This is a genomic window from Roseibium sp. ROS1 (assembly GCF_054658215.1).
The window spans coordinates 682,476-705,439 of record NZ_BAAGIG010000001.1 but is presented as its reverse complement, the minus strand read 5'-3'; the positions used below and the strand labels follow the sequence as shown (position 1 = coordinate 705,439).

The following is a 22,964-nucleotide window of genomic DNA, read 5'->3' as shown; positions in this document are numbered from 1 at the left end:
GCTGGTGGAAAGGGTTAGCAGACTCCTCTCCGCCAACCGCCCCGCCCCCTGCCGCTTCGATACAAGCCGGAGATGGCGCAGGCGTTTCGCACTTCAAGCGATCTCGAACCCGGCACACAGCGCGGTGTTGGCGACATGGCTGCGCATTGCGGTTCGGGCGGCTTCCGCGTCGCCCTTGCGCAGTTCGGCAACGATGACCCGGTGTTCTGCCAGCGAGGCCCGCATGCGCAGCGGATCCGTGATCGGGATCGGCTGGCGCTGGGTCTCCGTCAGAAGTTTCCGGACCTGATCGTAGAGACCCGCGATCATGCGGTTCCTGCACCGCCGGGCAATCAGGTCGTGAAACTCCAGATCGGCATCCACGTTGCTAAGGAAGTCGCGATTGGACCAGGCCTGTTCCATCAGGTCGGTCAGTTGCGAGAGCCGGTCGAGATCTTCCTCCGACAGTCGCCCAGCTGCATGCGCCGCAATCTCGCCTTCAAGGACAAGCCGGGTCTCGAACACTTCCTGCAGGGAGTGTTCCTCGGCGAACTTCCAGTCCGACATGGTCTTGCCCGAACCGGTGCCGACGACAAACGTCCCCCTGCCCGCTTCGGTCTTGATCAAGCCGATGGTTTCAAGGGTCAGAAGGGCTTCGCGCAATGAGGCCCTGCTGACACCGAACTCTTCCGACATTTCCCGCTGCGAAGGGATCTTCTCCCCGCTCTTGAGCGCTCCGCTGAGGATCATCTCCTGAAGCTTGCGGGCGATGCTCTGCGGAACCGGCGTACGTGTAATCATTGTGTCTTTCATGGTTCGTACGGCGCGTGTGCCGTTCTGCCTTCTTTTAGCCCGCCGAAACGCGATCAGCATCATTTTAACGCTTGCATCCCGTTTGATCGATCTGTTTACTGGTCTAACTGGTCAGACCAGTCATACCAGTTAGACCAAGAATAATCACCAGGGGAATAAAATGTCTCTTCACTCCTTCATCAAAACGGCTGCAACCGTAGGCTTGCTCACGTTTTCCTCCATGACCACCGCCATGGCCGCAGACCTGACAGTCGGCGCCAACATCGGCAACGTTCCGTGGGAATTCCAGGATGAGTCGGGCAAGACCGTCGGTTTTGAAATCGATCTTGCAACCGAGGTCGCAAACAGGCTCGGCAAATCGATCGAGTTTGAAAACATCCCGTTCAACGGGCTCTTTTCCGCGGTCCAGTCGGGCCGGATCGACATGGCGGTTTCCTCGATCACCATCACCAAGAAGCGTCTGGAATCGGTCACATTCGCCCAGCCTTACTATGACAGCGACCAGTCCCTCACCGTTGCCGCCGACAGTGGCCTGAAATCGGTTGCCGACATGAAAGGCAAGGTCATCGGTGTCGACACGGGCTCTACCGGCGACATCTGGGCCACCGAAAATCAGGAGAAATACGGCTTTGGCGAAATCCGCCGCTACGAAGGCCTGGCCCCGGCCATGCTCGACCTGACGGCCGGCCGTATCAACGGCTACATTAGCGACATCCCGGCGCTGCTTTATTACACTAAGGACAAGCCGAACCTTGCGGTCGTCGAACGCATCACCACCGGCGAACAGTACTCCATGATGTTTGCCAAGGACGCGGAACTGGCAAGCCAGGTGAACGACGTCCTGTCCGAACTGAAGAAGGAAGGCGTCGTGGCTGACCTGCACGAGAAATGGTTCGGCTCTCGCGCCGAAGAAACCACCTCGACAGTCACCATCCTCGACATGCCCAAGCTGTAAGCAAAGCACGCGCGGGCCGCCTTCGGGAGGGCCCGCGCCTTCCCTGATTCCAGCCATTCTTCCGGACTTTTCATGGACCTCTTCGAAACGTTCTTCAACGTTCCGGTCTTCATCCGAACGTTTCCGCTCCTCATGAGCGGCCTTGTCGTAACCTTGCAAATCGGGGCAACCAGTATCGTTGCCGGCCTTGTTCTCGGGCTTTGCCTTTCCCTTGTGCGCATGTACGGCTCACCCTGGATACGTGTACCGGCCGCCATCTATATCGACATCTTCCGGTCAATCCCGCTGCTCGTACTCCTGATCGTCGTCTACTACGCCCTTCCATTCGTCGGCATCAGACTGTCACCATTCCTGTCCGCCACGCTCGCGCTGACGCTCGTGTCCGGTGCCTATACCGCAGAAATCTTTCGGGCGGGCATTCAGGCGATTCCCGTCGGACAATTTGAAGCCTCGCGCGCACTTGGCCTGTCCTACAAGGACATGATGGTCGACGTCGTGCTGCCGCAGGCCATCAAGATCGTTATCCCGCCACTGACGAACAACTGCATCAACGTGATGAAGGACACCGCATTGGCCTCCGTCGTTGCCATGCCGGACCTTCTCAAGCAGGCGACCCAGGCCCAGGCCCTTGCCGCCAACCCCACGCCCCTGATCGGCGCTGCCATTATCTATCTCGCGTTCCTATGGCCTTTGGTTGCCCTGGTCTCGCGCTTTGAAAACCGGCTCGGGCGGAGGAGTGCGTGATGCGAAACATCATCGAAATCGAGAACGTTACCAAGCACTACGGCGCCTTTGCCGCGCTCAGCGACATAGACCTGGCGATCGGCGAAGGCGAGGTTGTCTGTGTCATCGGCCCGTCCGGGTCCGGCAAATCCACGCTGATCCGGTGCATCAACCTTCTGGAGAGCTATTCCGACAAGGGCAGCATTCGGGTCGACGGCATTCCGGTGCAACCCGGACCGACACTGGGCCAGGTCCGCGCCGAAGTCGGCATGGTGTTCCAGTCGTTCAATCTTTTCCCGCACATGAGTGTCCTGAAGAACGTGATGCTGGCCCCCATGCGTGTGCGCAGGACACCGGCTGCGGAAGCTGCCACGAAGGCCCGCGAACTCTTGGCTCGCGTCGGCATTGCCGAACAGGCAGACAAGTTTCCCGGCCAACTGTCCGGCGGTCAGCAGCAACGTGTTGCCATTGCCCGCGCACTGGCAATGGAACCCAAGGTGCTCCTGTTCGATGAACCGACCTCGGCGCTCGATCCGGAAATGGTGGGCGAAGTTCTCGACGTCATGCGCCAGCTTGCCGGAACCGGCGTGACCATGGTCGTGGTCACCCATGAAATGGGCTTTGCCCGCCAGGTGGCCGACAGGGTGATCTTCATGGATGGCGGCAGGATCGTGGAAACCGGAACGCCGGCGCAGATTTTCGACACCCCGAAAGAACAAAGAACCCGCAATTTTCTAAGCGCGGTCCTCAACCACTGAAATTTACTGCCTTTGCTGGAGCCAACCATGCCAAACAATGCACAACTGGACATCGCCTGGGTCCGGGATCAATTTCCGGGACTGAAATCGGACTGGGTCTTTTTCGACAATGCCGGCGGATCGCAGATCCTCAACCAGGCAGTCGAGCGGATCAAACAGTTCCTGCTCGAAAAAAACGTTCAGATAGGCGGTAGCTACGAAGTTTCGAAGGCCGCCGCGGCAGCTCTCCTGGAAGCGCGCAAGGCCGGTCAGCTTCTGGTCAACGCCTCCCGTCCCGAAGAGATCGTCTTCGGCCATTCCACCACCGTGCTGATGCAGAACCTTGTCGAATCCATGCGCCGCCAATTGGCGCCGGGGGACGAGGTGATCGTGACCAACGCGGACCATGAATCCAATATCGGCCCCTGGCTGCGGCTCGAGGAATTCGGCATCAAGGTGATCTTCTGGCAGCTCGACAAGGACAGCCTGACCCTGCACCTGGATGATCTCGGCAAACTGATGAACGAACGCACCAGGCTCGTTGCGGTCCACCACGTCTCCAACATCCTGGGTGAAGTTAATCCCGTTCGCGAAATCGCCGATTATGTGCATCACAGAGGTGCCAGACTGTGCGTCGACGCGGTCGCCTATGCGCCGCACCGGGCGATCGACGTGCAGGAACTGAACGTCGATTACTACATCTTCAGCCTGTACAAGACCTTCGGTCCGCACATCGCGATGATGTACGGCAAATACGACCACCTTCTGGAGCTGGACACGCTCTACCACTATTTTTACGGCAAGGACAAAGTCCCGGGAAAACTGGAAGCAGGCAATCCGAATTATGAACTTGCCTATTCGCTGACAGCCATCACTGCCTATCTGCAGGAACTTGGGAAACGATGCGGAGCCCCTGCCTCGTCCGAGCCGCGCGCCCTGATCGAGACCGCCTTTTCTGCCATCGCAGCGCAAGAGATTGCCTTGACCCAGCGCTTTCTCGACTGGGCGAAGCAACACCCGGACATCACGATTGTGGGGCGTGACACGGTTGGAAACGGCAACAGGATCGCAACCATCAGCTTCACGGCAAAAGGCTGGGCGCCGGAGGCACTGTGCCGGAAGATCGACGAATACCATGTTGCGATCCGCCATGGTGATTTCCATTCCCGGCGCCTGATCGAAGACCTCGGGCTGGCCGAAGCCGGGGGCGTCGTGCGCCTGTCCATGGTCCATTACAACACGCTTGAAGAAGTCGATCGCCTGACCAACGCCCTGGATGAAACCCTCGGTCAAGAAGCGTCCGGAACAGCACCTGTGAAAGCATCGGCATGACGGCACCCTCCTTCGACACAGTGGTGCGCGGTGGCACCATAGTCACCGCAGCCGATGTCTATCAGGCAGACATCGGCATTACGGATGGCAAGATCGTGGCAATCGGGCGTGATCTGCAGGAAGCGGCCAAGTCCATCGATGCGACCGGCTTGCTCGTGATGCCGGGCGGCATCGACAGTCACGTCCATATCGCGCAGCCGTCAGGCGAAGGCATTGTCATGGCGGACGATTTCGAAAGCGGAACGAGGTCGGCGCTTCTTGGCGGGAACACGACGGTAATGCCTTTCTGCCTTCAGCAGAAAGGCGACACCTTGCGCGAGGCGTTGAAGGGATATCACGCCCTCGCAGAGGGCAACTGTTTCACCGACATCAGTTTTCACATGATCGTCTCCGACCCGACACCGCATGTGCTTGGCCAGGAAATGCCGGCACTTGCGGAAGAAGGCTATACGTCGATCAAGGTGTTCATGACCTACGAAGGCCTGCGCCTGCGCGACGACGAGATCCTGGCCACGCTGGATGCGGCCAAACGCTCCAGACAGATCGTGCTGGTTCATTGCGAAAACGAAGATGCCATCCGCTATCTGATCGGACGGCGCGAAGCAGATGGCGATACCGCCCCGTACCACCACGCCACGTCTCGCCCGATCGCGGCAGAGCGAGAGGCAACACACCGGGCCCTGTCTCTGGCCGAAATCGTCGATACCCCGATCGTCATCGTCCATGTTTCGAACCGCGAAGCGATGGAGGAAATCTCGCGCGCAAGGCTGAGAGGCCAGAAGATCGCCGGTGAAACCTGCCCGCAATACCTCGTTCTGACGGCAGACGATCTGGATCTTGAGGATTTCGAGGGTGCGAAGTTCGTCTGCTCACCTCCTCCCAGAGACAAGGAAAGCCAGGACGCCTGCTGGTCCGGTCTGGAAAACGGCGTGTTCGACCTTTACTCTTCCGACCACTGCCCGTTCCGGTTTGACGACCCCGGCGGCAAGAAGACCGAGAAGGGAATGCAGTCCTTCAGATGGGTCCCGAACGGCATTCCGGGTGTTGCGACCAGACTACCGATATTGTTCTCCGAAGGCGTCAAGACCGGCCGGATCGACCTCAACCGCTTCGTTGCGCTGACGTCCACCAATCACGCCAAGCTGTATGGTCTCTATCCGCAGAAAGGCACCATCGCGGTCGGTTCGGATGCCGATCTGACCCTGTGGGATCCGGAACTCAGGAAAACCATCACCAACGACGACCTCGGCCATGGCGCCGACTACACGCCTTACGAAGGCATGGAGGTGACCGGATGGCCCGTGAAGGTTCTTCTGCGCGGCGACCTGGTGATGGAAAAAGGTGTACCCGTTCTTGGCAAGGGCCGAGGCAGGTATCTTCCCCGTAAACGGAGCAATCTGATCAACGGCGAAACCAGCCTGTAAGTCCTGCCCGGCATCATCCGGCGTGTCGCTGTTGGCGGCTGATGATGCCGGGCCACAAACCGGAAAAAGAAACGCAGACCATTTCACCCGGGAAGGGATCTGGATTGACACCGACGGTCAGGTCGGCGAGGATTTTCAGATGATCCGAATGTCTGCTTTAGCCTCCCGGCTAAAAAGGCGGCTCCTGCCTGTCGACAGGCCGCCTGATCAGTTAGTGGGTGATCCGGACGCCCCGTATATTTTCCGTTGGCGCTTATGGCCGAAGAACCCGCTCATCAACGCGTATTTACATAATGTCGTACGGGCTGACGACGAGGCAGCCCTGCACGACCACCCCTGGCCGAGCGTGTCGATCATGCTGGCCGGCACGATCGACGAGACTTTCGCTGCCCGTAAAGGCGAAAAGGTGCGCAAACTGCGTGCCGGAGATGTCGTACTCCGTAAATCCCGCTTCGCGCACCGTCTGTCTCCCGTCCTCACCGAACCGGCCTGGACCCTCTTCATCACGGGGCCGCGCGTGAGGGAATGGGGCTTTCATTGTGCCCAGGGCTGGCGTGACTGGAAGACATTCGTCGAGGCCAGAAAAGGTGGCAAATACAACGGCTGCGACGATCCATAGGATTATTCGGAAGGCGTCTCGTCCAGAATGACATCGCTTCCGGCGCAACCGGCTGCCCGCTGCATGATCAGCTCATGAATGCATTGGGCAACATGTGCGGGCGGAAGCCCGTCGCTCCCGGGCTGAAGCTGCAACTGGCCCGGTATGACGGTGTGCAGGGCAATACCCAGCCCCTCCACCTCTGGCCGCAGGGCCTGGCCGAACGCGATCATTCCCGCCTTGGCTGCGCTGTAGACAACGGCTTCAGTAACGGGTCGAAGACCGGCGGTAGACGCGATCTGCACGACGACGGCGTTGTTTGAAAGCTTCAACGCCGGAATGGCGGCGTGGGTCAGAAGGATGGCGGACTGAAGGCTGGTTTCCAGCACGCGCAGCAGCAGCTCCGGTGAAGACGGTGCGAAGGGCCGGAACCCATATGCCGCCGCACCATGGATCAGGACGTCGAGCCCGCCCATTGCAGTTGCCGCCTGCTGGACAACAGTTTCGGGTGTGGTTTTTGAAGAGAGATTTGCTTCGATGATGTGGGCGGTTCCGCCCCTGGCGTGTATCTCATCCGACAATTGCCGAAGAGACTCCGCACTGCGCCCGACCAGGGCAAACTCGAATTCCGGGCTGGCAAGGCGTTCGATCAACGCTCGCCCAACCCGACCACTTGCGCCTGTCAGCAAAATTCGTGACATGCGTTTATCGGTACTGATTCAACAGGGAAGCCAAAACGGCAGACCCGGTATCAGCGACCTGTGGTTTTATCCTCGTCGCAGCCAAATCCGACCACACGACCTGCTTCTTGCCCCGTCAACTGGCGCGGCGTGGAGCCGGCAAGTGCAACGGTTTCCGACGGATCGACAAACTCGATGTCGGCTTCAACTTCGGTATTGCGCTCGATATTTGCTTTCGCTTCAGACATATCTAGTGCTCCTTGTTTGCAATTTGCAGTTTCAATCCTGCACTCATACCTACTAGATTGTCCAGAGCGATCTCGCGATGTGGTGAATTTTCTGAAAGCGACTTCAGCTGTCAGGCGGCGATAGACTGATAATCTGCAACCGGAAACGATCAACAGGAAGACTGCGTGTCGAAGGCAACTGACGGGCTCGAATTTCAACGAAAGCGGCACGTTTTGGCGTGGATGCCGATATCGCGGGTCTCTGCATGACATCCAGACCAGTGCAATTGGCCGTGATCAGCATAGCCGGCTACGGTTTGGCTCTCCTGACGAACCTGCTTCTGTCCAATATGCTCGGGACAGAGCTCTTCGGAGACTATCAGGTTGCATTCGCCCTCTTGTCGCTGCTGGCCTCCCTGTCACTGTCCGGAACGGATATGGTGGCTTCGCGCTACCTGCCCACCATGCGCAAAACGGTGAACCTCGAGGGTATTCGGGCATACTGTGCCTGGAACCGCAGCCGGATACGCTTCGGCTTTTCAATCATCCTAGCAGTCTATGCAGTGTTTCTGGCAATCGCACTTGCAACACATCTGGCCGATTACAAGCGCTTCGAAGAGTATCATCTGGCTTTTCACAGTATCTGGATTGCCCCGATTGCCGCACTTTCGCTTCTGACCGACCGATATCTCGTCGCCAGCGGGTACCCGCGAACCGGGAGCATCCTGGGCTCGCTGGCCCTTCATCTTGTGCTGCTTTTCTGTGTCGCCGCGGCAGTGTACGGGCTGCGGCTGTCGGTCTCGAGCAGCAGCGTCATGATCGGTATTCTCGTGGTATCGTTTGTGTTCCTGGGGCTCCTGCATGCCGTCATCTTTCGGACCGTTGAGCCCGAGATATACGGTGCATGGTGGACACCGGCGCGGGGCGCCTCCGCCGAACACCACAGGACCTGGTCACGGACCAGCAATCGAATGCTGATCATGCGGGTCAATTCACTGATGTTGTGGCACCTCGACCTGTTCATCGTCGAAATCGCCTCGCCGAACGAAGCCGCCACAAGTTTATATGCGGCAGTCCTGCTGGTGGTTCGCATCATGCAGCTTATCCCGACCACCATATCCTTCATGATCCGCCCGTTGTGCGGTGCTGCCGCCGACGACCGGTCGCAATGTTCCAAATTGCAAAAGGCAATCAACGAGTCGAATGCCGTCGTCCTGGGGATCTGCTCACTGCTCCTGGTCGGGATGCTAGTCGGTGGACATTTCATTCTGAATGCCTTTGGCCCCGGGTTCTCCGAAGCAACGACTGCACTCGCGATGGTTGCTGTCGGAGCCTTCATTGAGGCCTTGACGCGGCAGTCTCTCGTGATCCTGCAGACCATGGGTCACGAACAGGTCGCGACCCGCATCTCGACAGTCAGTCTCGTTATCGTGCTCGGGGGCGGGTTCATCGCCACCTACCTCTTTTCATACAACGGCATGGCCGCCGTGACCGGTTTGGTCTTGGCGGGCAAGGGTTTGATATCCTATGCTTTTGCTCGAAGGCGGCTTCCGGAGATCCGTCCTCTGAGCGTCATTTGAAACAACGCGGAGGTGTGATGATGAAGACAGACAATCCATATCAACACTTGATCGAGGCCCTTACCCCACCTTCTGGCGAAATAGATTCATTCATCGAATTGGGCAGCATTCTGCGGTCACTCGATCCGCAACGCATAAACGGCCTGTTGCTGGATCTGCTGCACGTTGTGCGCGAACGCGGCAGCTTGCCGGCACAGCGGGAAGGCAACGTCTACCTGTGCCGGACCGATCAGTTCAGCCTGATGCTGCGCTTCAGTGGACAAGGTGGCCGGCAACCGGTCTACACCGCCAACGAGTTTGATGCCTTCGTGTTGAACCTGTCACCAAATGACGTGCACATACCGCGGCTGGAGTGCGGACTGGATCGCAACAACCTTCATCAACGCCCGCCCAGCCTCAAGCGCCAGGGCAGCGACCTCGTGCTGAAGGCACATGACGTCTATGACGCCCCGGCGTTCGGCGACATCATCGACATTGCCGCCGCCACGCCGATCGCGCCGTTGTTGATCGTGCATTCCCCGCCACGGGCCCACAGCACCTGGACCTTCGACCGCGAGACACTGGAGCCACTGCAGCAGGTCAGCACCGATCTGCATGCCTCGCGCATGCAGATGGTTCTCCAACTGCTTCAGGCCATGCAACAGATCGATGGACTTGAAGAACCGTTGGCCAAAATGGTGCATTCGAACATGGCAGGTTTTGCACGCTGGGATGCCTTGAAGCTGCTTCATCGCTGTGCGCCACAGCAGGCTCTCACCGCTTTGCACCAAATGGCGCACAGTGACCGCGATGCGTCGCTTCGCGAAGCGGCGCGAGCAACCCTTGCAAGAACGATGGACGGGGATGCGGCATGACCGAGACATATTTTCCCGAAGGGAACGAGACCCTGACGCTTGATCAGTTCGTTGAAAGGCTGGAGGCATCCGGCATCGTTCCGGATCTTCGCGCCTCCCGCTACACTCCGGAAGCAATGTCGCGCGTTGCCGAATGGATGGCTGCATTGGCACGCGATCCCGATGTGCTGCGCGGTCTGCTTGTCGATGGTCTGGCGGATTTTCTGAACTACCAGGTCGACAACGATTTCAAACCGTCAACCTTGATGCTGCACAAGGGCGACGGGTATTCCCTGCGTGCCGTCCTGTGGATGCCGCCAAGCCCTCAACATCCCCCCGAAATCTTTTCCTATTACGAAACCCATGATCACAGCTTCGATTTCTTCACGGTCGGCGCTTTCGGTCCCGGGTACCGCACCCAGTTGTACGACTACGAATACGAGAACGTGCGCGGCGTCCCGGGAGAACTTGTTCCCTTGAGGTTTCAGGAGGAAACCGGGCTGCCGCCAGGCAAGGTGATGTACTATTACGGCAGCCGCGATATTCACACGCAGCTCCCGGCGCCCTCCATCTCCGCGTCGATCAACCTGCTCCTGCCCAAGACCTATCCGGCACACCGCCGGCAATACGAGATGACCCTGGAAGAAACGCCGGAAGGTGTCTTCGGCAAGCTTATCGCCGGGAATGTTGATCGCCAGGCGCAGGAGCGCGCGTTGTTCGAAACAGCAGCGGCGATGGGGGACACCGATCTTCATGAGGCCTTGCGCGACATTGCAAGACATCATGAAACGCCGCAGGTGCGGGCACTGGCCTGGCAATCCCTGTTGCCCAACAGCAAACATCTCGCCGAGGATGTCGGCCTGGTCCGCGACGATGGAGACCCCCATGTTCGCGCCGCCCTTTCGCAGTGGGTGTAGCGCGCTGAGATTTACCAGCCTGGCAAAGTGGTGCCTGCGCCGCCTTGCCAGCGATCATCCGAAGGCGTGAAGATTGGGAAGGATCAACTCCCTTTGGATCAGGTCGGAAAGTGTGGTAATCGCCAGCTAAACAACATCGGGAATGCACCATTGAGCGAACTGACCGTAGCGGAAGCAACGAACCGCGTTTATGAATCCCTGCAGGCTGACAACGAAGATATCGACCTGCATATCGCAGCTCTCAAGGAAGCGTTGAAACGCGAGGGCCAGAAGGAAGCCGTTTTTGATCCGGCAAAGCTCGTCCAGAACAACCGCTCCGGACGCAAGCTCATGCAAGCCTACTTTCGCCAGCGTGGTGTGAAGGTCACCTTCGCGGCTTCCTGACACGAAGCTGCCATTGGCCTTCCTGCCTCACTTAACCCTGTATCGATGCTCCGGACGTCCGACCGGGTAATCTCCACTGGAGCCGCCGCCTTGGTTTTCACCTGAAGGCGGCGGCGCCCTGCGAAGTCTCCAGACAGGTTTCCACCTCACTCGAAAACAGTACTGCTCTGTTGCTGTTTTCTCAGGTGGGCTTTTTCTGCATGTCGAGCGCCGCTCGTAAACATGTACCGTTTCGCAACCAGGGAAATCGCGAACACAAAGATCAACAGCGGCACCACAATGACCATGAGGGAGCCAAGCCCGTTCGCAAGTTCGCCTTGCGAAAGAAGAAACCATACGAACACCCCGGTAATAGCTACCGAAATGGCCAGTTCAACAAGCGTCATCTGAAAAGCGGCCCGCCAGGCGAAACCGCTGTCGGGGATGATTTCGTACTTTTTGTAAAAGTGTCGCCCTGCGTCGCTTGAAGCGCCCAATACGGCACCAATCTGGTTCACCGAACCGCTCACGCTGATGCCGGTTAGCGTTTCCAGAATGACACTGAAAATAGCCAGGGCGATCAACAGCCCTGTGTACACCAACGCAAATCTCACCAATCCAACACTTTTCTGCACAATGGCCCCCAGGACTTGAAAACACTTTTTTGATAGCACAGGGACAGGCAAAACATGCCCCATGCGGTCCCGCCCCGGCATTCCATAGTGGAGAATTCCGGCGACGGCCGTCCGGCTTATAGAAGCTAAATCTTAAGTTGCAATTTCCAGAACCACTTGCATTGACGACAAATGCGTATCCGGAACCCCATCTTGGGGAGTGTCTCCAACAGGGCACACGTACCTGCCTGAAGTCTGGACCACGTCATCAACACGACACTTAACTTGGAAAGACGCAGTTTCTCGCTTCTTCGGCTATCGCGTGACGAACCTTTTGCTCGATCTGCTTGCGCTCCGGACCCTTGATACCTTGCTCATCAAGAAACATTGAAAGGATGCCAGTGGCCCTGTTTGCCAGGAAGTCAGCTCTTTCCTGGCTACCATCAATCGTTGTATCGAAAACAGAAAGCGCTGCATCCATTGCCGCAGCTTCACGGTCCAAGGGCCTGGACACAGTCGTTGCCGGGGTGACATCTGAATTTGTTGTAGAACCGTTTCCAAGTTCGCCAAAGCGCCTTGCTATCTCTGCATCGAATGCCGCCCAGGTTGCTTCCCGTTCGGCCGGTGTCATTCGATTTTCCGCTTCGGCCCGCGCAAGCAGATCAACCATGTCCCGCCGCACCTGAACCAGCCCGAATGTTGGCCGGACTGCTTCATCGAAATCCGCAAGGCCCTTTTCCAGCCAAGCCGCTGCATCGAACGGATCACCGGTTTCGGGATCCCTGGCTTTGACGGAATGCATTTTTTTCCAGAAGCCCAGCAGCCCAGTCATCAAGCAGCCCCATCCATCAACGCCTCAGGAAGTTCAAGTCCGATCTTTTGGTCCCGGATATTCCTGACTTTTCCAAGATATTTCAAAGTCCGGGGAACCTCTCCCAAACATCGAGCAGACCCATGCGTTTTCCCTCGTCCACAAGAGTGCCTGCAGCGGCGAGCTGCCCGTCAGGCATCCGCAGAAGATCATGATAGACGAGGTTGGCGCCCCCAAAGTGGGCAATAGGTTCGAGCTTGTGATTCAGGAATATGACGTAACCCGCGTCGACCCCGTCGCTTGTGTCGCGAAAGGCCACGGAGACCGCGATCGTGCATTTTACCGGATCGAGAGAGTTCGTCCGTTCCTTGCAACTTCCCTCCATGTCCATCAGGTAGCTCGAGCCGCCTTTGGCGCTCACGAACGCCCGGCTGGTAGTTGGACTGGTTACAACAGCATCGTTTCCAGCTTCCTTGGCACGCCGGACATGCACGCCGTAAAAGTTCTTCAGTGGCCAGAGACCGTACACGTTGCTGACGGCATCTATCAGACGGGCACGACTGACCGGCCCGCTATCTCCCTCTCGCCTCCAACGCCCGTTCGGGTCTTCCAACTTGGGCGAAAAGATGCTTGCTTGACCGCGCTTGAGAATGTCCCCTCCCTCGACCATTGAGAAATGGGTGGCTGTGTGATCGCCCAGAACAGCGAAGAAGACCTCCCTTCCGCTGACTTGACCGATGGAGACGCTGTCCAGACGTGCGCCTAGTGTTGTTTGCAGCGTGGAAACCCGGCCGTTCTTGACCACGTGCAAGAGCACACCACCGTCATTGGGGGCTTTGGCAACAGTGACCGAAAAACCGCCGGCACTGTCTCCGGCAACTGGCTCCGGACTTGCCTTGGTTCTTTCGCTCGTCAGTAGTTTGCGCTTTTTGTCCAGGTCGAAAAAGTCAATCGGTCCGAATGCTCCGGTAAAGACAGAGTTTCCTTGTTCTGCAGGCCCGGTAATGCCGCGATACTCCCTGTCCTGAGGACGGCCGACTTCTACGATGTTCGTGGTGCGGTTGGTGCTGGGATTAACGATCGTGACGTAGCGGCTCGTGTCACTGTTGCCCAGCATCGATAAGGAGCTAGAGCCTACTGAATTGAGGCCATAGAGCGTATGAATACCCTGGCGGAGATCACCATTTATCCGTTTCGAAGGCAGGAGCCTTTGCGACTTCGCCCATTCGAGAGCAGTGGAAGGTGCTTGTTGCGCAAAGGCATTGGAACCAAACAAAATAAATGCGGCCGCAAAGGCGCCGGATATTCCAATCTTCATGTACTCTCCCACACTTGGTGCAGGCAGAGTCAAGATTGAACCTGACGCTTCGTCAAGTAGCTTTTCCTCAGGAATGGGAGTGGGACGGCAGGAACCTGCTTGCAGTATCGTTCACTGCTAATCACCAGGCTTACAACACAGATTTTGGGTGTGATGCCAAACGTGTATGCCTGGTGGCAGCGGTTCACGCAGGTTAACTAGCAGGGCACGGACACGAACGTCCGGCGACCGTTTCCGTCAACGACCAGGGCGGTCAAGGCACCGCCATGAACTGCTCCCGTATCGATACCTGTAGCAAACGGAAACATAGCCGGCCCTTGCATGAAGGGATTGTGGCCAAAAATGACGTGGCCGAAACGGCCATCATAGCTGTCTGCCCAGAATGGATCACCAGCCGTTTCATGCCCTTGAACCAGGAAAGCACCGGTGTCGGCGCTGACAAACCGCGTACGCAGTATCTTGCGAAAGCTGCGACGGTCCTTGCCTTGCAGCTCAAGCGCTTCGTCCAGACTGGTTGGAAACGCAAGCATGTCTCCGGGAATACCGCCATGAACGGCAAGAATGTCATGCGCGTCCAACCGAAAAAACGGTACAGCGCTTTCAAGAAAGGCGACATCTTCCGGGGCGAGCTGAGCATTCAGGGACGCCAGTTCGCCGTTTCCAGCTTCCTGCTCCGCAGCAACCGTGGGGCGGACAGCCAGATTGACACGATAGCGCGCATGCAGATCTTCATGATTACCCTCGATGAGAACGGTTTCGAAGGCTGCCTCATCCTTCATTTGGCGGACCATGCGCACAACGCCGGCAGCATCGGGGCCCTTGTCCACCAGATCACCCAGAAAGACGACCCTGTCGCCGGCATCGGGAGCAAGCTTTTCAATAAGCGCAGCCAGAGCTTCACTCATTCCATGAATATCGCCAATGAAGATGTGCCTGTTTACCATGGTCTGACAGGTATAAAACAGCGCGTTTCATTTCAATACCTTGGCTGTACCCCGCTCTTGCCGGACCACCGCGTGGTACACAGCCGGCAGCTCCAGGTGCCTCGATTGTCCGATCATACGGTCGGACGCACGCCTGGAACGCCATCTGTCCGAGCACGTTCAGATCAATTGGACGGAAACACTTCAAAACGCCACGAAAATATGTTCATTTTGCCTCGATCTTGAAGCCTTATTTCAGCCCAACAAATACTGATGAATGCATGACATCGAACAACAATAATCGTTTGATATTCTGGGCTGAATTTCCTTTCCGTTTTCTCCGTCGAAGCCAAAAGAGGTTTGGATGACTGTACTCATTACCGGCGGTGCCGGTTATATCGGCTCGCATTGCTGCGTGGCTTTTCTTCAGGCCGGGCACGACATCGTTGTGGTGGACAACATGTCCAACGCGAGCCAGGTCAGTCTCGAGCGGGTAGCGGCCATCACCGGTGCGAAGGTATCTCTGGAAACAGCCGATATCCGGGATCAGTCGCGGATGGAGGAAATCCTCAAGCAGTACCGCTGTACGGCGGTGGTGCATTTTGCCGGCCTGAAAGCGGTTGGTGAATCCACCAAGATCCCCCTCGCCTATTACGACAACAACGTCGTGGGAACCCATCGCCTGCTGTCGGCGATGGCCAATTGCGGCGTGAAGCAAATGATCTTCTCGTCCTCGGCGACCGTTTACGGTGACCCGCAATTCCTGCCCCTGACCGAAGATCACCCGACGAGCGCCGTCAATCCCTACGGCCGCACCAAGCTGATGATCGAGGAAATGCTGCGCGATGTCGCCGCCAGCGACCCCTCCTGGCGCTTCGGCATCCTGCGCTATTTCAACCCGGTCGGCGCGCATGAAAGCGGGCTGGTGGGCGAAGATCCGCAAGGCATCCCGAACAATCTCATGCCGTTCATCACTCAGGTCGCGGACGGTCGCCGGGAGGAGCTTTCGGTCTTCGGCAACGACTACGACACGCCGGACGGTACCGGCATCCGCGACTACATCCATGTCATCGATCTGGTCGAAGGCCATCTGAGGGCACATGAAGTGCTCGGATCAGGCTCCGCCCCGTCCAATTGTTTTGCGGTCAACCTTGGCACCGGCAACGGCTACAGCGTGCTGGAGATGGTCAAGGCATTCGAGCGGGCCTCCAACAGACAGATCCGCTACTCAATCGCTCCTCGCCGGGAAGGCGATGTGGCACAGTGTTTCGCAAACACCGAATTTGCGGAAAAACTGCTCAACTGGAAGGCCGAGCGCGGCCTTGAGGACATGTGCCGAGACACCTGGAACTGGGTCTGCAAGAACCCGCGCGGCTACGAAACCGTCGCCTGACCAGGTCTGACGCCTGACATGTTTGAGCCGGCAAGCGAACTTGCCGGCTCAATTCATTGGCAGATGCCACTCGTTTCTAGGCTGAAGTGTTTTGAAACACTCTCACGGTGCGGATGCTGGTTGCAGCTCCGGCAACGTCGCCATCGTTCTTGCCGGCAAAGGGCGCGACCGCATTGCTGAGAAGTAACAGCGCTGGCGTGTGAGCAAAATCGTTGGGTGCGTCAAAGACTTCCATGTCGTCGACATAGAAACGAAAGCCCTGCCGGGTCCAGAGCATCCCATAGCGGTGAAAGGTGTCGTCCAGCCGAATATGCGCCCGGTAACTTGCGGCAAGCACCTTCTTTTCCGGGCGCCACCGGCGGGCTGAAACCTGAACGATGTTCGGATATTTGACTTCGGCCACATCCAGTTCGAAATGTGTGTCGCCCTCCGTATCGCGATCGGATATCAGCCAGAAGGCATTGTTGACACCGGCCTCGCGCGCGATGCGCATCTCGCACTCGAAATAGCCGTAAGTCTGGCGGAAGGTCCGGGTCCGAACGTAGCCTCCCGTGAAAGGCCGTTTCGGATCGGCCTGATGGCCGAGTTTGAGGTCGAGTTCGCCTTCCCGCATCACCACGTTTTTCGGGTAGCGCATGGTCGGATGACCGTCCCCTCCGATGCGCATGCGGTCCCAGGTTTGCTGAAACCGGTGGAGGTCGTCGAAATCATCCTGGAAGGTCAGCTGCCAGTCGCCGTCCATCCGCTGCAGAGGGGCAGGCAGGTCGTTCGAGGTCAGAGCCAGCAAGCTGCGGGGCGACGCAAGAAGCGCCGCCCCCGCCATGCCACCGGCTGCCGCGCCGGTCAGAAACCGACGACGGCTCAACACAGGTCCAGGTCGTGTCATGATCCCGCGAACCGGTCAGCTCGCCAGTTTCGCGCCGGCGTCCGGCGATGTCTTCTCGCGAAGCTTCAGTTCCAGGTTCCACGCGCGGCTGCGCAAGGTCTCGATCTCACCGGTCATGAAATCGACCTCGCCCCGGAACCAGTCGGTTACTTCCTCGGTCGTCTGGTCGATCTTCACAAGGTTCGGCTTGACCAGCGGCTGCTCAGGCGGCGAAGCCACCGGTTTTGCGAGCACGTGGTTGAGGCCGTTCTCGGTGAGGAAGCGATGGTACTCGGCATAATTCAGCCGGTAGACATGCTGAACCTTGGAGAAGTCGGCGCTCTCGAAGATCTTTTCCAGGTTGATCGGCATGTAGTCTTCGATCTCGACGGAAGGGATCGCGAACAGCGTCGACAATTCGCGAATGCGGGAATCGTAGGTGAAGAACACGGCGGGAATGCCCTGATGCAGGCCGATGACGTTGCCGTGGAGGCGGAAGCCGACCAGAACATCGACATTGTCCCGCGCATCTGCCGCCCATTCATCAACGTCGAAGAATGCCTGCATCCGCTCGCTCATCAGCGCCTCGACATCCTTGTCGCCCTCCAGATTGTACTTTCCGAGGATCGAACGGATATGCTTCTGCTTGGCTTCGCCGGTCTCGAAGATTGCCAGCGTTTCCTCGCGCTCACCCTGGGAATAGAGACGATTGGCCGGCCGCTTGGCCACAGCCTCGATGAGCGCCCGTTGCATGCGGTTGGTCTTGGTGGCGTTGGACGCATAGTCGGCGGAAAGATACTTGTTCAGCGTCAGACCGACACGAGCGTTGGCCGGATCCAGCGGCTTGATCTCGATGGACGGCCTCAGATTGCGGTAGAAGCTCGGGCAGCCGATGATCCGGATGTTCTTGATGCCGATGTCGTTAAAGACCTCGGCGCTGTAGACACCACGTACGCCGATCGTTTCGCATTTGTCGGCGATGATCTTCCAGGCCTCGATGCTGCCTTTCGGCATTTCCAGCTTCTTGTATTTCGCCGCCTGGGCGCCGACACCCACCGGGACGATCGGTCCCTTGAGCTTCTTCAGGAGCGGAATGACATTGCCGATATCGACCGTCTCTGTGAGGTAGTTGGATCCGCGAATGACGGTGGCGTCATAATCGTCGGTCGGCCAGAGTTTCTCGTCGGCCGCATGGGCGAACTGCACGTTGGTGATCTGGTCGTAGGCAAGTGCCTTCAACATCGCGTCATAGACGAGAACGTCGCCCGTGTTGATCCCGCCGCGTGCAAAGGTCGACAGGGGATCATCGATTTTCAGAAATGCCGACTTGTTGCCCGGCTTGACGGCAGCGCCGCCGTTGAGAACGAAGAGCTTCTTCATGTGAACTGCACCTTTCAAAAATGTGGGCTCGGGCCCTTCGATTACCGGACGGACGTCTGACGTCCGCGTTGCTGCCAGAGCGTTGCTCCGTCAGCCGCACTCCCCCGGACGGTCGTTTCGGATGAACTGGAAATCTGCGCCACCGGCGCCTTGGTTCGGCGGATGCTTTGCAGGCGATCCGGGAACCAGTTGTGCAATTGCCGCAGGAACGGCTGCAGGCTCTTTTCCCAACTGCGCTCTGCACTGCGCTGCGACGCGTTGGTCGAAAGGGTTCGAAGCAGCCTTTCCGACTTTGCCAGTGTTTCGAGCGCCGTGATCAGATCATGGGTCACCACGCCATCGTCAGAGGAGCGCAGCAACAGGCCATCAACCTTGTTCTCGATCAGCTCGCTTACGGCCCCCACATCGGTGGCGACAGGCACACAGCCAAGACGTTGTGCCTCGATAATCGTGAGCGGCGCACCTTCCCATCTGGACGGCAACACGAAGGCATCGGCCCAGGCCAGCAGTCGGCTGAGCCTTCGACTGTCATAGATCGGCGGATCGACGCGGATACCAAGTTCGGCAAACCGCTCCTTCCAGGAACCGCCTGCCCCGGCGTCCATGACGTCGGAACCGACAATGCGCCAGTCGATGTCGACACCCTTGCGCTTCAGGGCACGAGCCGCAGCAAAGATCCGCTCGATGCCTTTCTGCCTGTCGAGCCGTCCCAGGAACACAGCCCGCAGGCGGCCATCGCGGTCTTGCTGACGGTTGTCCGACAGCCGTTTGGCCTCTTCCGGCGCCATCGGGTAACCGGCGGCATTCGGAATATGAAGCAGCTTGGCAACAGGCACGCCCATGCCGTGCAGCCACTCGGCCATGTCCCGCGAGCAGGTCAGCACGCTATCGTAGATGTGCTCATAGGCAAGCGTCAGATAGGGATGGCCCGCCGGACGGCCGAGTTCGGAACTGTCCAGCACATGCACGTAGTTGACGACCTTGACCCCGCGCCGGCGAAGTTCACCGAAAATGGCATTGGCCGGGGCAAGCTGGTTGTTGATCACCACATCAAGGCCGGAAAGGAACCCGAGAACCTGTTCGGCCCGCGCGTTTTCGTCATGCCCCATCAGCAACTCGTGGCCGGAGAACATGTTGGGACCACCCCACAGAGGATAGTCGTCGGCCAGAAAGTTGATGGTGTCGAACACCCCGTCGTTGTCGGAGATGTGGTTGTAGACCGGCTTTCCGAACACATAGAGGTGGACTTCGCACCCGGCTTTTTTCAGAACCCGGGCAGCCGCGTAGGCAACCTTCTCGACACCGCCGAACGTGGCGATCGGCAACAACAGACCGACCCTGAGGGGCGCGCCCTCACGGCCAAGACGCGGCATGATCGGGGCTGCCCCCGCACTGTGCCGCAGCAGCTCGAAATACTTGCTGCGGTTCGGGAAGTAGGCAGAACGCCAGATCCAGCGTTCGCCGGGCCCGTGGCGATAGCCGGACTCGCGCAAGGCCCCCAGCGTAGCCAGAAGGCTGTTTGTGGCAGACAGGGCGGTGCCCTGAATGTCTTCCGCCGAGAACGGCCCACGCACGACGACTTCGGCTATCTTCGGTGCCGGATTGGCACCTCTCAATGTCCGGATCCAGTCGTCGGACTTGTCCTCGACACATTGCTTCATGATGTCGAGCGAGCACATCCAGCCAAGCGGCTTCTTGGCAAGTTCCTTGCCTTCGCCCAGCTCGTTCACCTCGATCGCCAACCGGTCCTTGTCGCTTTCGAACCGAAGCGCAACAAAATGATGGGATGCCGACAGGCGCTCGGTCAGCCACAAGACGTTGTGCAGCAGACCGCAGCTTTTCAGCGCGTCCCTGTGTGCCGGCGACATCCACAGCCAGAACGGAGGTACGCCGTAGGTTTCCGGTTCGGCCTGCGCTGCCCAGAAGGTCTTCACGAATTCCTCGATGCTGCGCTTCTTGTGCGTAACGACAGGATCGGTGAAGAGATCGACCAGGTAGGTATCTGCTCCGAATGCGACGAACCGTGGTGCTTCCTCGTGCTCCCAGCCAAGCAGCGTCTCGGTGGAGAACAGCTTCTTGTGCTTGTCCTTGATGTATCCAAGGATGCTGTCACGGGTTCGGTTGGAATCGCGCAACATGCTTTCGGCGCGCTGGCGGTACTCGAAGCCGAAGAAGGGATAGTTCGCTCCCTTGAAGCCATGAGAAATCGCCTGCAGCCAGAAATCCCAATCCTCGAAGCCGGACTTCATGCTCTCGTCGAAACGAACCCCGGCGTCGAGGAGGGATCTGGAGACCAGGCTGCCGGCCTCGCAGATATTGTCGAAGGTAACGTGCAGAAGGCGCGAATATTCCGCCGTGTAGTTGCCGTTCCACTCGATCCCGAACTTGTCGATATTGGGATAGACCCAATCCACACCATCACTGGATTTCATGAAGTCGAGAAGAACGCGGATCACCGAGGGTGTGATCCGGTTGTCGGCATCCAGGAAATAGACCGCTTCCAGATCGGAGAAGCTGCGCAAGGCAAAGTCGATGCCGTAGTTGCGCGCAGAACTCAGACCGCCGTTGGCCTTCCGCAGGTAATAGACATTGTCGTAGGCGAGCGCATAGGCACGCCCCGTTTGCCCCGTTTCGGGAAAGGGGCAACCATCGTCAACGATCACGACCGCGATGTTGAACGGCGCCTGCTGGGCCAATGCCGCGTCGATGGCTTCGGTCAAAAGGACCGAGTGCTTGTAGACCGGAATGACGATGGCGACCGTGGCCGAGGCCGTGCCGGAACCGCCGAACTGTGCGTAACGCACATTCGGCAAGCCCGGTCTTGATCCAGTGTGCTGGAGCATGCCGGCCTACCCGCTCACGACAGCGCGGAAGTTGGCGAATTTCGCCCAGGCAAAATCGTTACCGGTCGTTTCGTTCATCCGGGTGGCAAAATAGACATTCTGCCAGACCCCGATCCGTTCACCTGCAAAGGCGCTCAGATGTGCCGTCTCGCCGTAGCTGACGGTTTTCCAGCCGGAAAACGCCTCGCCGACCGACTGTTCACGCTCTCCCTTGAAGAGAGCCTTGGCCGCGCCAAGGTCCTTGGCAACCACAATGGCGAAATCGATATCGGCGGCGCGGCTGTTGTCGATGAACGCCTTGGCGGACATGCGGATCACCTGCGGCGGACAAGCTGCCGGAAGTTGCCCGATGGTCATGCCTTCCGCAGGCGGGTGACAGCCGATGGCGCGTTCCGTCGGCAAAGGCATGATCGCTTCGAAATCGAAGGACACCTCATCGGAATTGGCAAGGCTTGCGTGCTCCAGGATGCCCGGGGCGATCGGCATGTCACGGAAGCCTTCGTCCAGGTTCACCTGTTGCGACTGCGCCGGAATGTAGTTGGCGTGCGGCGGCATGGAAACGCCCGGAATGCCACCCCACACCTGAAGGGCGAGGCTGTTCTTGAGGACCGACAAGCCGTTGGCGGCATCGCGCACATGGAACATTTCGACCGGCTGCAGACCACCGACGGACAGAAGCGGCACCTCGTCCTCGGTTTCTTCAACCTGCATGCGGAACTCCAGCGTTCTGCGCAGGCCCGCAGTCGAGCGAGACAGGCCGAAGATGTTCCAGCCCGTGGACAGATCGCCACTGGAGAAATGCCAGGTATCGACGATCCTCTGGTCCTCCAGCGTCATCAACTGGGCACGCAGCTTGATATCGGGACGGCTGCCGGTCTGTTCGACATGCACCGCCACTCCGCTGACACCGGAACTGGGCACCGGCAGGATCTGGCTGACACCATCGACGGAGGCACTTGCCAGCACATTCGGATTGAGCGGGTTTTCGGCCGGTTCGTTGCTGAACAGGAGATCCAGCGGCTGCAGACCATGCCGGTTGAGGAACGCTTCAAGTGCGGCAAACCGGTTCTGCAGGTCGTCGTTCAGGCTGCGAAGTGTCTTCAGCTCCTTGCTGGACAGAACCAGGCGCCGCGCACCCGATTTCACATGATCGGCAACCAGCCCGACCATCGAGGAAACAGCCTCCACTTCACCGCCACGACCCCAACCGATAACCGGTGGCAACTGAACCACACCGCGTTGCTGCATCCATTTGTGCAGTTCGTCCTTTGCATCCATTGCAGCCGGATCCACGATCACGGCCAGCGGCAGAAGCGGCGCTTCCGACACCTGGTACCGGCCTGCGCTCTCGTCGGAAAACAGGGCGAAGTCGTCCTCGACACCCTCGAACCAGACCGTCTTGACCGCCTCGAGCAACGGCCCGGGAATGTCCTGCCTTGATACGCCCACGACGATCAAGGTCAGCTCCTTCAGCAGCAGCATCTCACGCGTAGCGTTGTGAACGGGAAACGTGTCTTGTGTAGCCACGACTGTCATGCAAGCCCCCATCTGAACTGTGAAGCGTCCCCCTGCCGGAGATCCGCTTGCTCAACTAATATACATGCACAAGATTTATGTTTGTTTGTGACAATAATGCGGCGCAACATAGAATTATGT

The 22,964-nt window shown here is 58.4% G+C and carries 22 protein-coding genes; 11 read left to right on the top strand and 11 right to left on the bottom strand.

Annotated elements, in window-relative coordinates; all coding sequences use genetic code 11:
• Positions 1 to 93 precede the first annotated feature (93 nt).
• On the bottom strand, positions 94 to 780 hold the full coding sequence (locus ACYQ6M_RS03065; RefSeq protein WP_023003353.1) for a FadR/GntR family transcriptional regulator: 687 nt from the start codon (positions 778 to 780) through the stop codon (positions 94 to 96).
• A 172-nt stretch (positions 781 to 952) separates the two neighbouring features.
• Here ACYQ6M_RS03065 and ACYQ6M_RS03060 point away from each other — a divergent pair, with 172 nt between their 5' ends.
• From ACYQ6M_RS03060 to ACYQ6M_RS03035, 6 genes are all read left to right on the top strand, one after another.
• Complete coding sequence (locus ACYQ6M_RS03060) at positions 953 to 1,747, top strand: ABC transporter substrate-binding protein (protein ID WP_152509833.1); 795 nt, start codon at positions 953 to 955, stop codon at positions 1,745 to 1,747.
• A gap of 72 nt (positions 1,748 to 1,819) precedes the next feature.
• Complete coding sequence (locus ACYQ6M_RS03055) at positions 1,820 to 2,491, top strand: amino acid ABC transporter permease (RefSeq protein WP_023003351.1); 672 nt, start codon at positions 1,820 to 1,822, stop codon at positions 2,489 to 2,491.
• Complete coding sequence (locus ACYQ6M_RS03050) at positions 2,491 to 3,228, top strand: amino acid ABC transporter ATP-binding protein (RefSeq protein WP_023003350.1); 738 nt, start codon at positions 2,491 to 2,493, stop codon at positions 3,226 to 3,228. Before ACYQ6M_RS03055 ends, ACYQ6M_RS03050 begins: the two co-directional genes overlap by 1 nt.
• A 27-nt stretch (positions 3,229 to 3,255) precedes the next feature.
• Positions 3,256 to 4,539 carry a cysteine desulfurase-like protein gene (locus ACYQ6M_RS03045; RefSeq protein WP_370198650.1) on the top strand — a complete coding sequence of 428 codons (1,284 nt, stop codon included), beginning with the start codon at positions 3,256 to 3,258 and terminating at the stop codon, positions 4,537 to 4,539.
• A complete protein-coding gene (hydA, locus tag ACYQ6M_RS03040; protein WP_460072069.1) occupies positions 4,536 to 5,963 on the top strand; it encodes a dihydropyrimidinase in 1,428 nt (475 codons plus the stop codon). Before ACYQ6M_RS03045 ends, hydA begins: the two co-directional genes overlap by 4 nt.
• A gap of 31 nt (positions 5,964 to 5,994) precedes the next feature.
• A complete protein-coding gene (locus tag ACYQ6M_RS03035) occupies positions 5,995 to 6,582 on the top strand; it encodes a hypothetical protein (RefSeq protein WP_156912432.1) in 588 nt (195 codons plus the stop codon).
• 2 nt (positions 6,583 to 6,584) lie between these two features.
• On the opposite strand, the gene ACYQ6M_RS03030 is transcribed toward ACYQ6M_RS03035, so the two are convergent.
• A complete protein-coding gene (locus tag ACYQ6M_RS03030) occupies positions 6,585 to 7,262 on the bottom strand; it encodes an SDR family NAD(P)-dependent oxidoreductase (RefSeq protein WP_460072066.1) in 678 nt (225 codons plus the stop codon).
• A 50-nt stretch (positions 7,263 to 7,312) separates the two neighbouring features.
• Entirely contained in the window at positions 7,313 to 7,489 is a 177-nt protein-coding gene (locus ACYQ6M_RS03025) for a hypothetical protein (RefSeq protein ID WP_023003345.1), read from the bottom strand.
• A 245-nt stretch (positions 7,490 to 7,734) separates the two neighbouring features.
• On the opposite strand from ACYQ6M_RS03025, the gene ACYQ6M_RS03020 reads away from it, so the two are divergent.
• From ACYQ6M_RS03020 to ACYQ6M_RS03005, 4 genes are all read left to right on the top strand, one after another.
• Complete coding sequence (locus tag ACYQ6M_RS03020; protein ID WP_460072064.1) at positions 7,735 to 9,048, top strand: MATE family efflux transporter; 1,314 nt, start codon at positions 7,735 to 7,737, stop codon at positions 9,046 to 9,048.
• Positions 9,049 to 9,065: 17 nt separating this feature from the next.
• Positions 9,066 to 9,902: a hypothetical protein gene (locus ACYQ6M_RS03015; RefSeq protein ID WP_460072062.1), complete on the top strand. Its 837-nt coding sequence runs from the start codon at positions 9,066 to 9,068 to the stop codon at positions 9,900 to 9,902.
• Positions 9,899 to 10,798 carry a hypothetical protein gene (locus ACYQ6M_RS03010; protein WP_460072060.1) on the top strand — a complete coding sequence of 300 codons (900 nt, stop codon included), beginning with the start codon at positions 9,899 to 9,901 and terminating at the stop codon, positions 10,796 to 10,798. The genes ACYQ6M_RS03015 and ACYQ6M_RS03010 overlap by 4 nt, the downstream gene beginning before the upstream one ends.
• A gap of 150 nt (positions 10,799 to 10,948) precedes the next feature.
• A complete protein-coding gene (locus ACYQ6M_RS03005) occupies positions 10,949 to 11,182 on the top strand; it encodes a hypothetical protein (RefSeq protein ID WP_023003341.1) in 234 nt (77 codons plus the stop codon).
• Positions 11,183 to 11,328: 146 nt separating this feature from the next.
• On the opposite strand, the gene ACYQ6M_RS03000 is transcribed toward ACYQ6M_RS03005, so the two are convergent.
• The 4 genes from ACYQ6M_RS03000 to ACYQ6M_RS02985 all read right to left on the bottom strand — a co-directional run bounded on the left by ACYQ6M_RS03000 (position 11,329) and on the right by ACYQ6M_RS02985 (position 14,848).
• On the bottom strand, positions 11,329 to 11,859 hold the full coding sequence (locus ACYQ6M_RS03000; protein WP_460072058.1) for an ABZJ_00895 family protein: 531 nt from the start codon (positions 11,857 to 11,859) through the stop codon (positions 11,329 to 11,331).
• Between the two features lie 196 nt (positions 11,860 to 12,055).
• Positions 12,056 to 12,445, bottom strand: coding sequence for a hypothetical protein (locus tag ACYQ6M_RS02995; protein WP_370198641.1), 390 nt, complete (start codon positions 12,443 to 12,445; stop codon positions 12,056 to 12,058).
• Between the two features lie 244 nt (positions 12,446 to 12,689).
• Positions 12,690 to 13,904, bottom strand: a complete 1,215-nt coding sequence (locus tag ACYQ6M_RS02990; protein WP_139314102.1) for a hypothetical protein — start codon at positions 13,902 to 13,904, stop codon at positions 12,690 to 12,692.
• Between the two features lie 197 nt (positions 13,905 to 14,101).
• Entirely contained in the window at positions 14,102 to 14,848 is a 747-nt protein-coding gene (locus ACYQ6M_RS02985) for a metallophosphoesterase (protein ID WP_460072056.1), read from the bottom strand.
• A 343-nt stretch (positions 14,849 to 15,191) separates the two neighbouring features.
• On the opposite strand from ACYQ6M_RS02985, the gene galE reads away from it, so the two are divergent.
• Positions 15,192 to 16,220, top strand: a complete 1,029-nt coding sequence (galE, locus tag ACYQ6M_RS02980; RefSeq protein ID WP_023003336.1) for a UDP-glucose 4-epimerase GalE — start codon at positions 15,192 to 15,194, stop codon at positions 16,218 to 16,220.
• A gap of 76 nt (positions 16,221 to 16,296) precedes the next feature.
• Here galE and ACYQ6M_RS02975 read toward each other — a convergent pair whose 3' ends face one another.
• Genes ACYQ6M_RS02975 through ACYQ6M_RS02960 form a run of 4 tightly spaced genes read right to left on the bottom strand, consistent with a single transcriptional unit; the run spans position 16,297 to position 22,844 of the window.
• Positions 16,297 to 17,088, bottom strand: coding sequence for a glycoside hydrolase family 16 protein (locus tag ACYQ6M_RS02975; protein ID WP_460073181.1), 792 nt, complete (start codon positions 17,086 to 17,088; stop codon positions 16,297 to 16,299).
• 33 nt (positions 17,089 to 17,121) lie between these two features.
• The gene (locus ACYQ6M_RS02970) at positions 17,122 to 18,465 is read right to left on the bottom strand and encodes a polysaccharide pyruvyl transferase family protein (RefSeq protein WP_062487535.1); all 1,344 of its coding nucleotides are present in this window, start codon (positions 18,463 to 18,465) and stop codon (positions 17,122 to 17,124) included.
• 41 nt (positions 18,466 to 18,506) lie between these two features.
• Positions 18,507 to 21,308, bottom strand: a complete 2,802-nt coding sequence (locus ACYQ6M_RS02965) for a glycosyltransferase (protein ID WP_460072053.1) — start codon at positions 21,306 to 21,308, stop codon at positions 18,507 to 18,509.
• Between the two features lie 6 nt (positions 21,309 to 21,314).
• Positions 21,315 to 22,844 carry a DUF6212 domain-containing protein gene (locus tag ACYQ6M_RS02960; RefSeq protein ID WP_031270447.1) on the bottom strand — a complete coding sequence of 510 codons (1,530 nt, stop codon included), beginning with the start codon at positions 22,842 to 22,844 and terminating at the stop codon, positions 21,315 to 21,317.
• Positions 22,845 to 22,964: the final 120 nt, after the last annotated feature.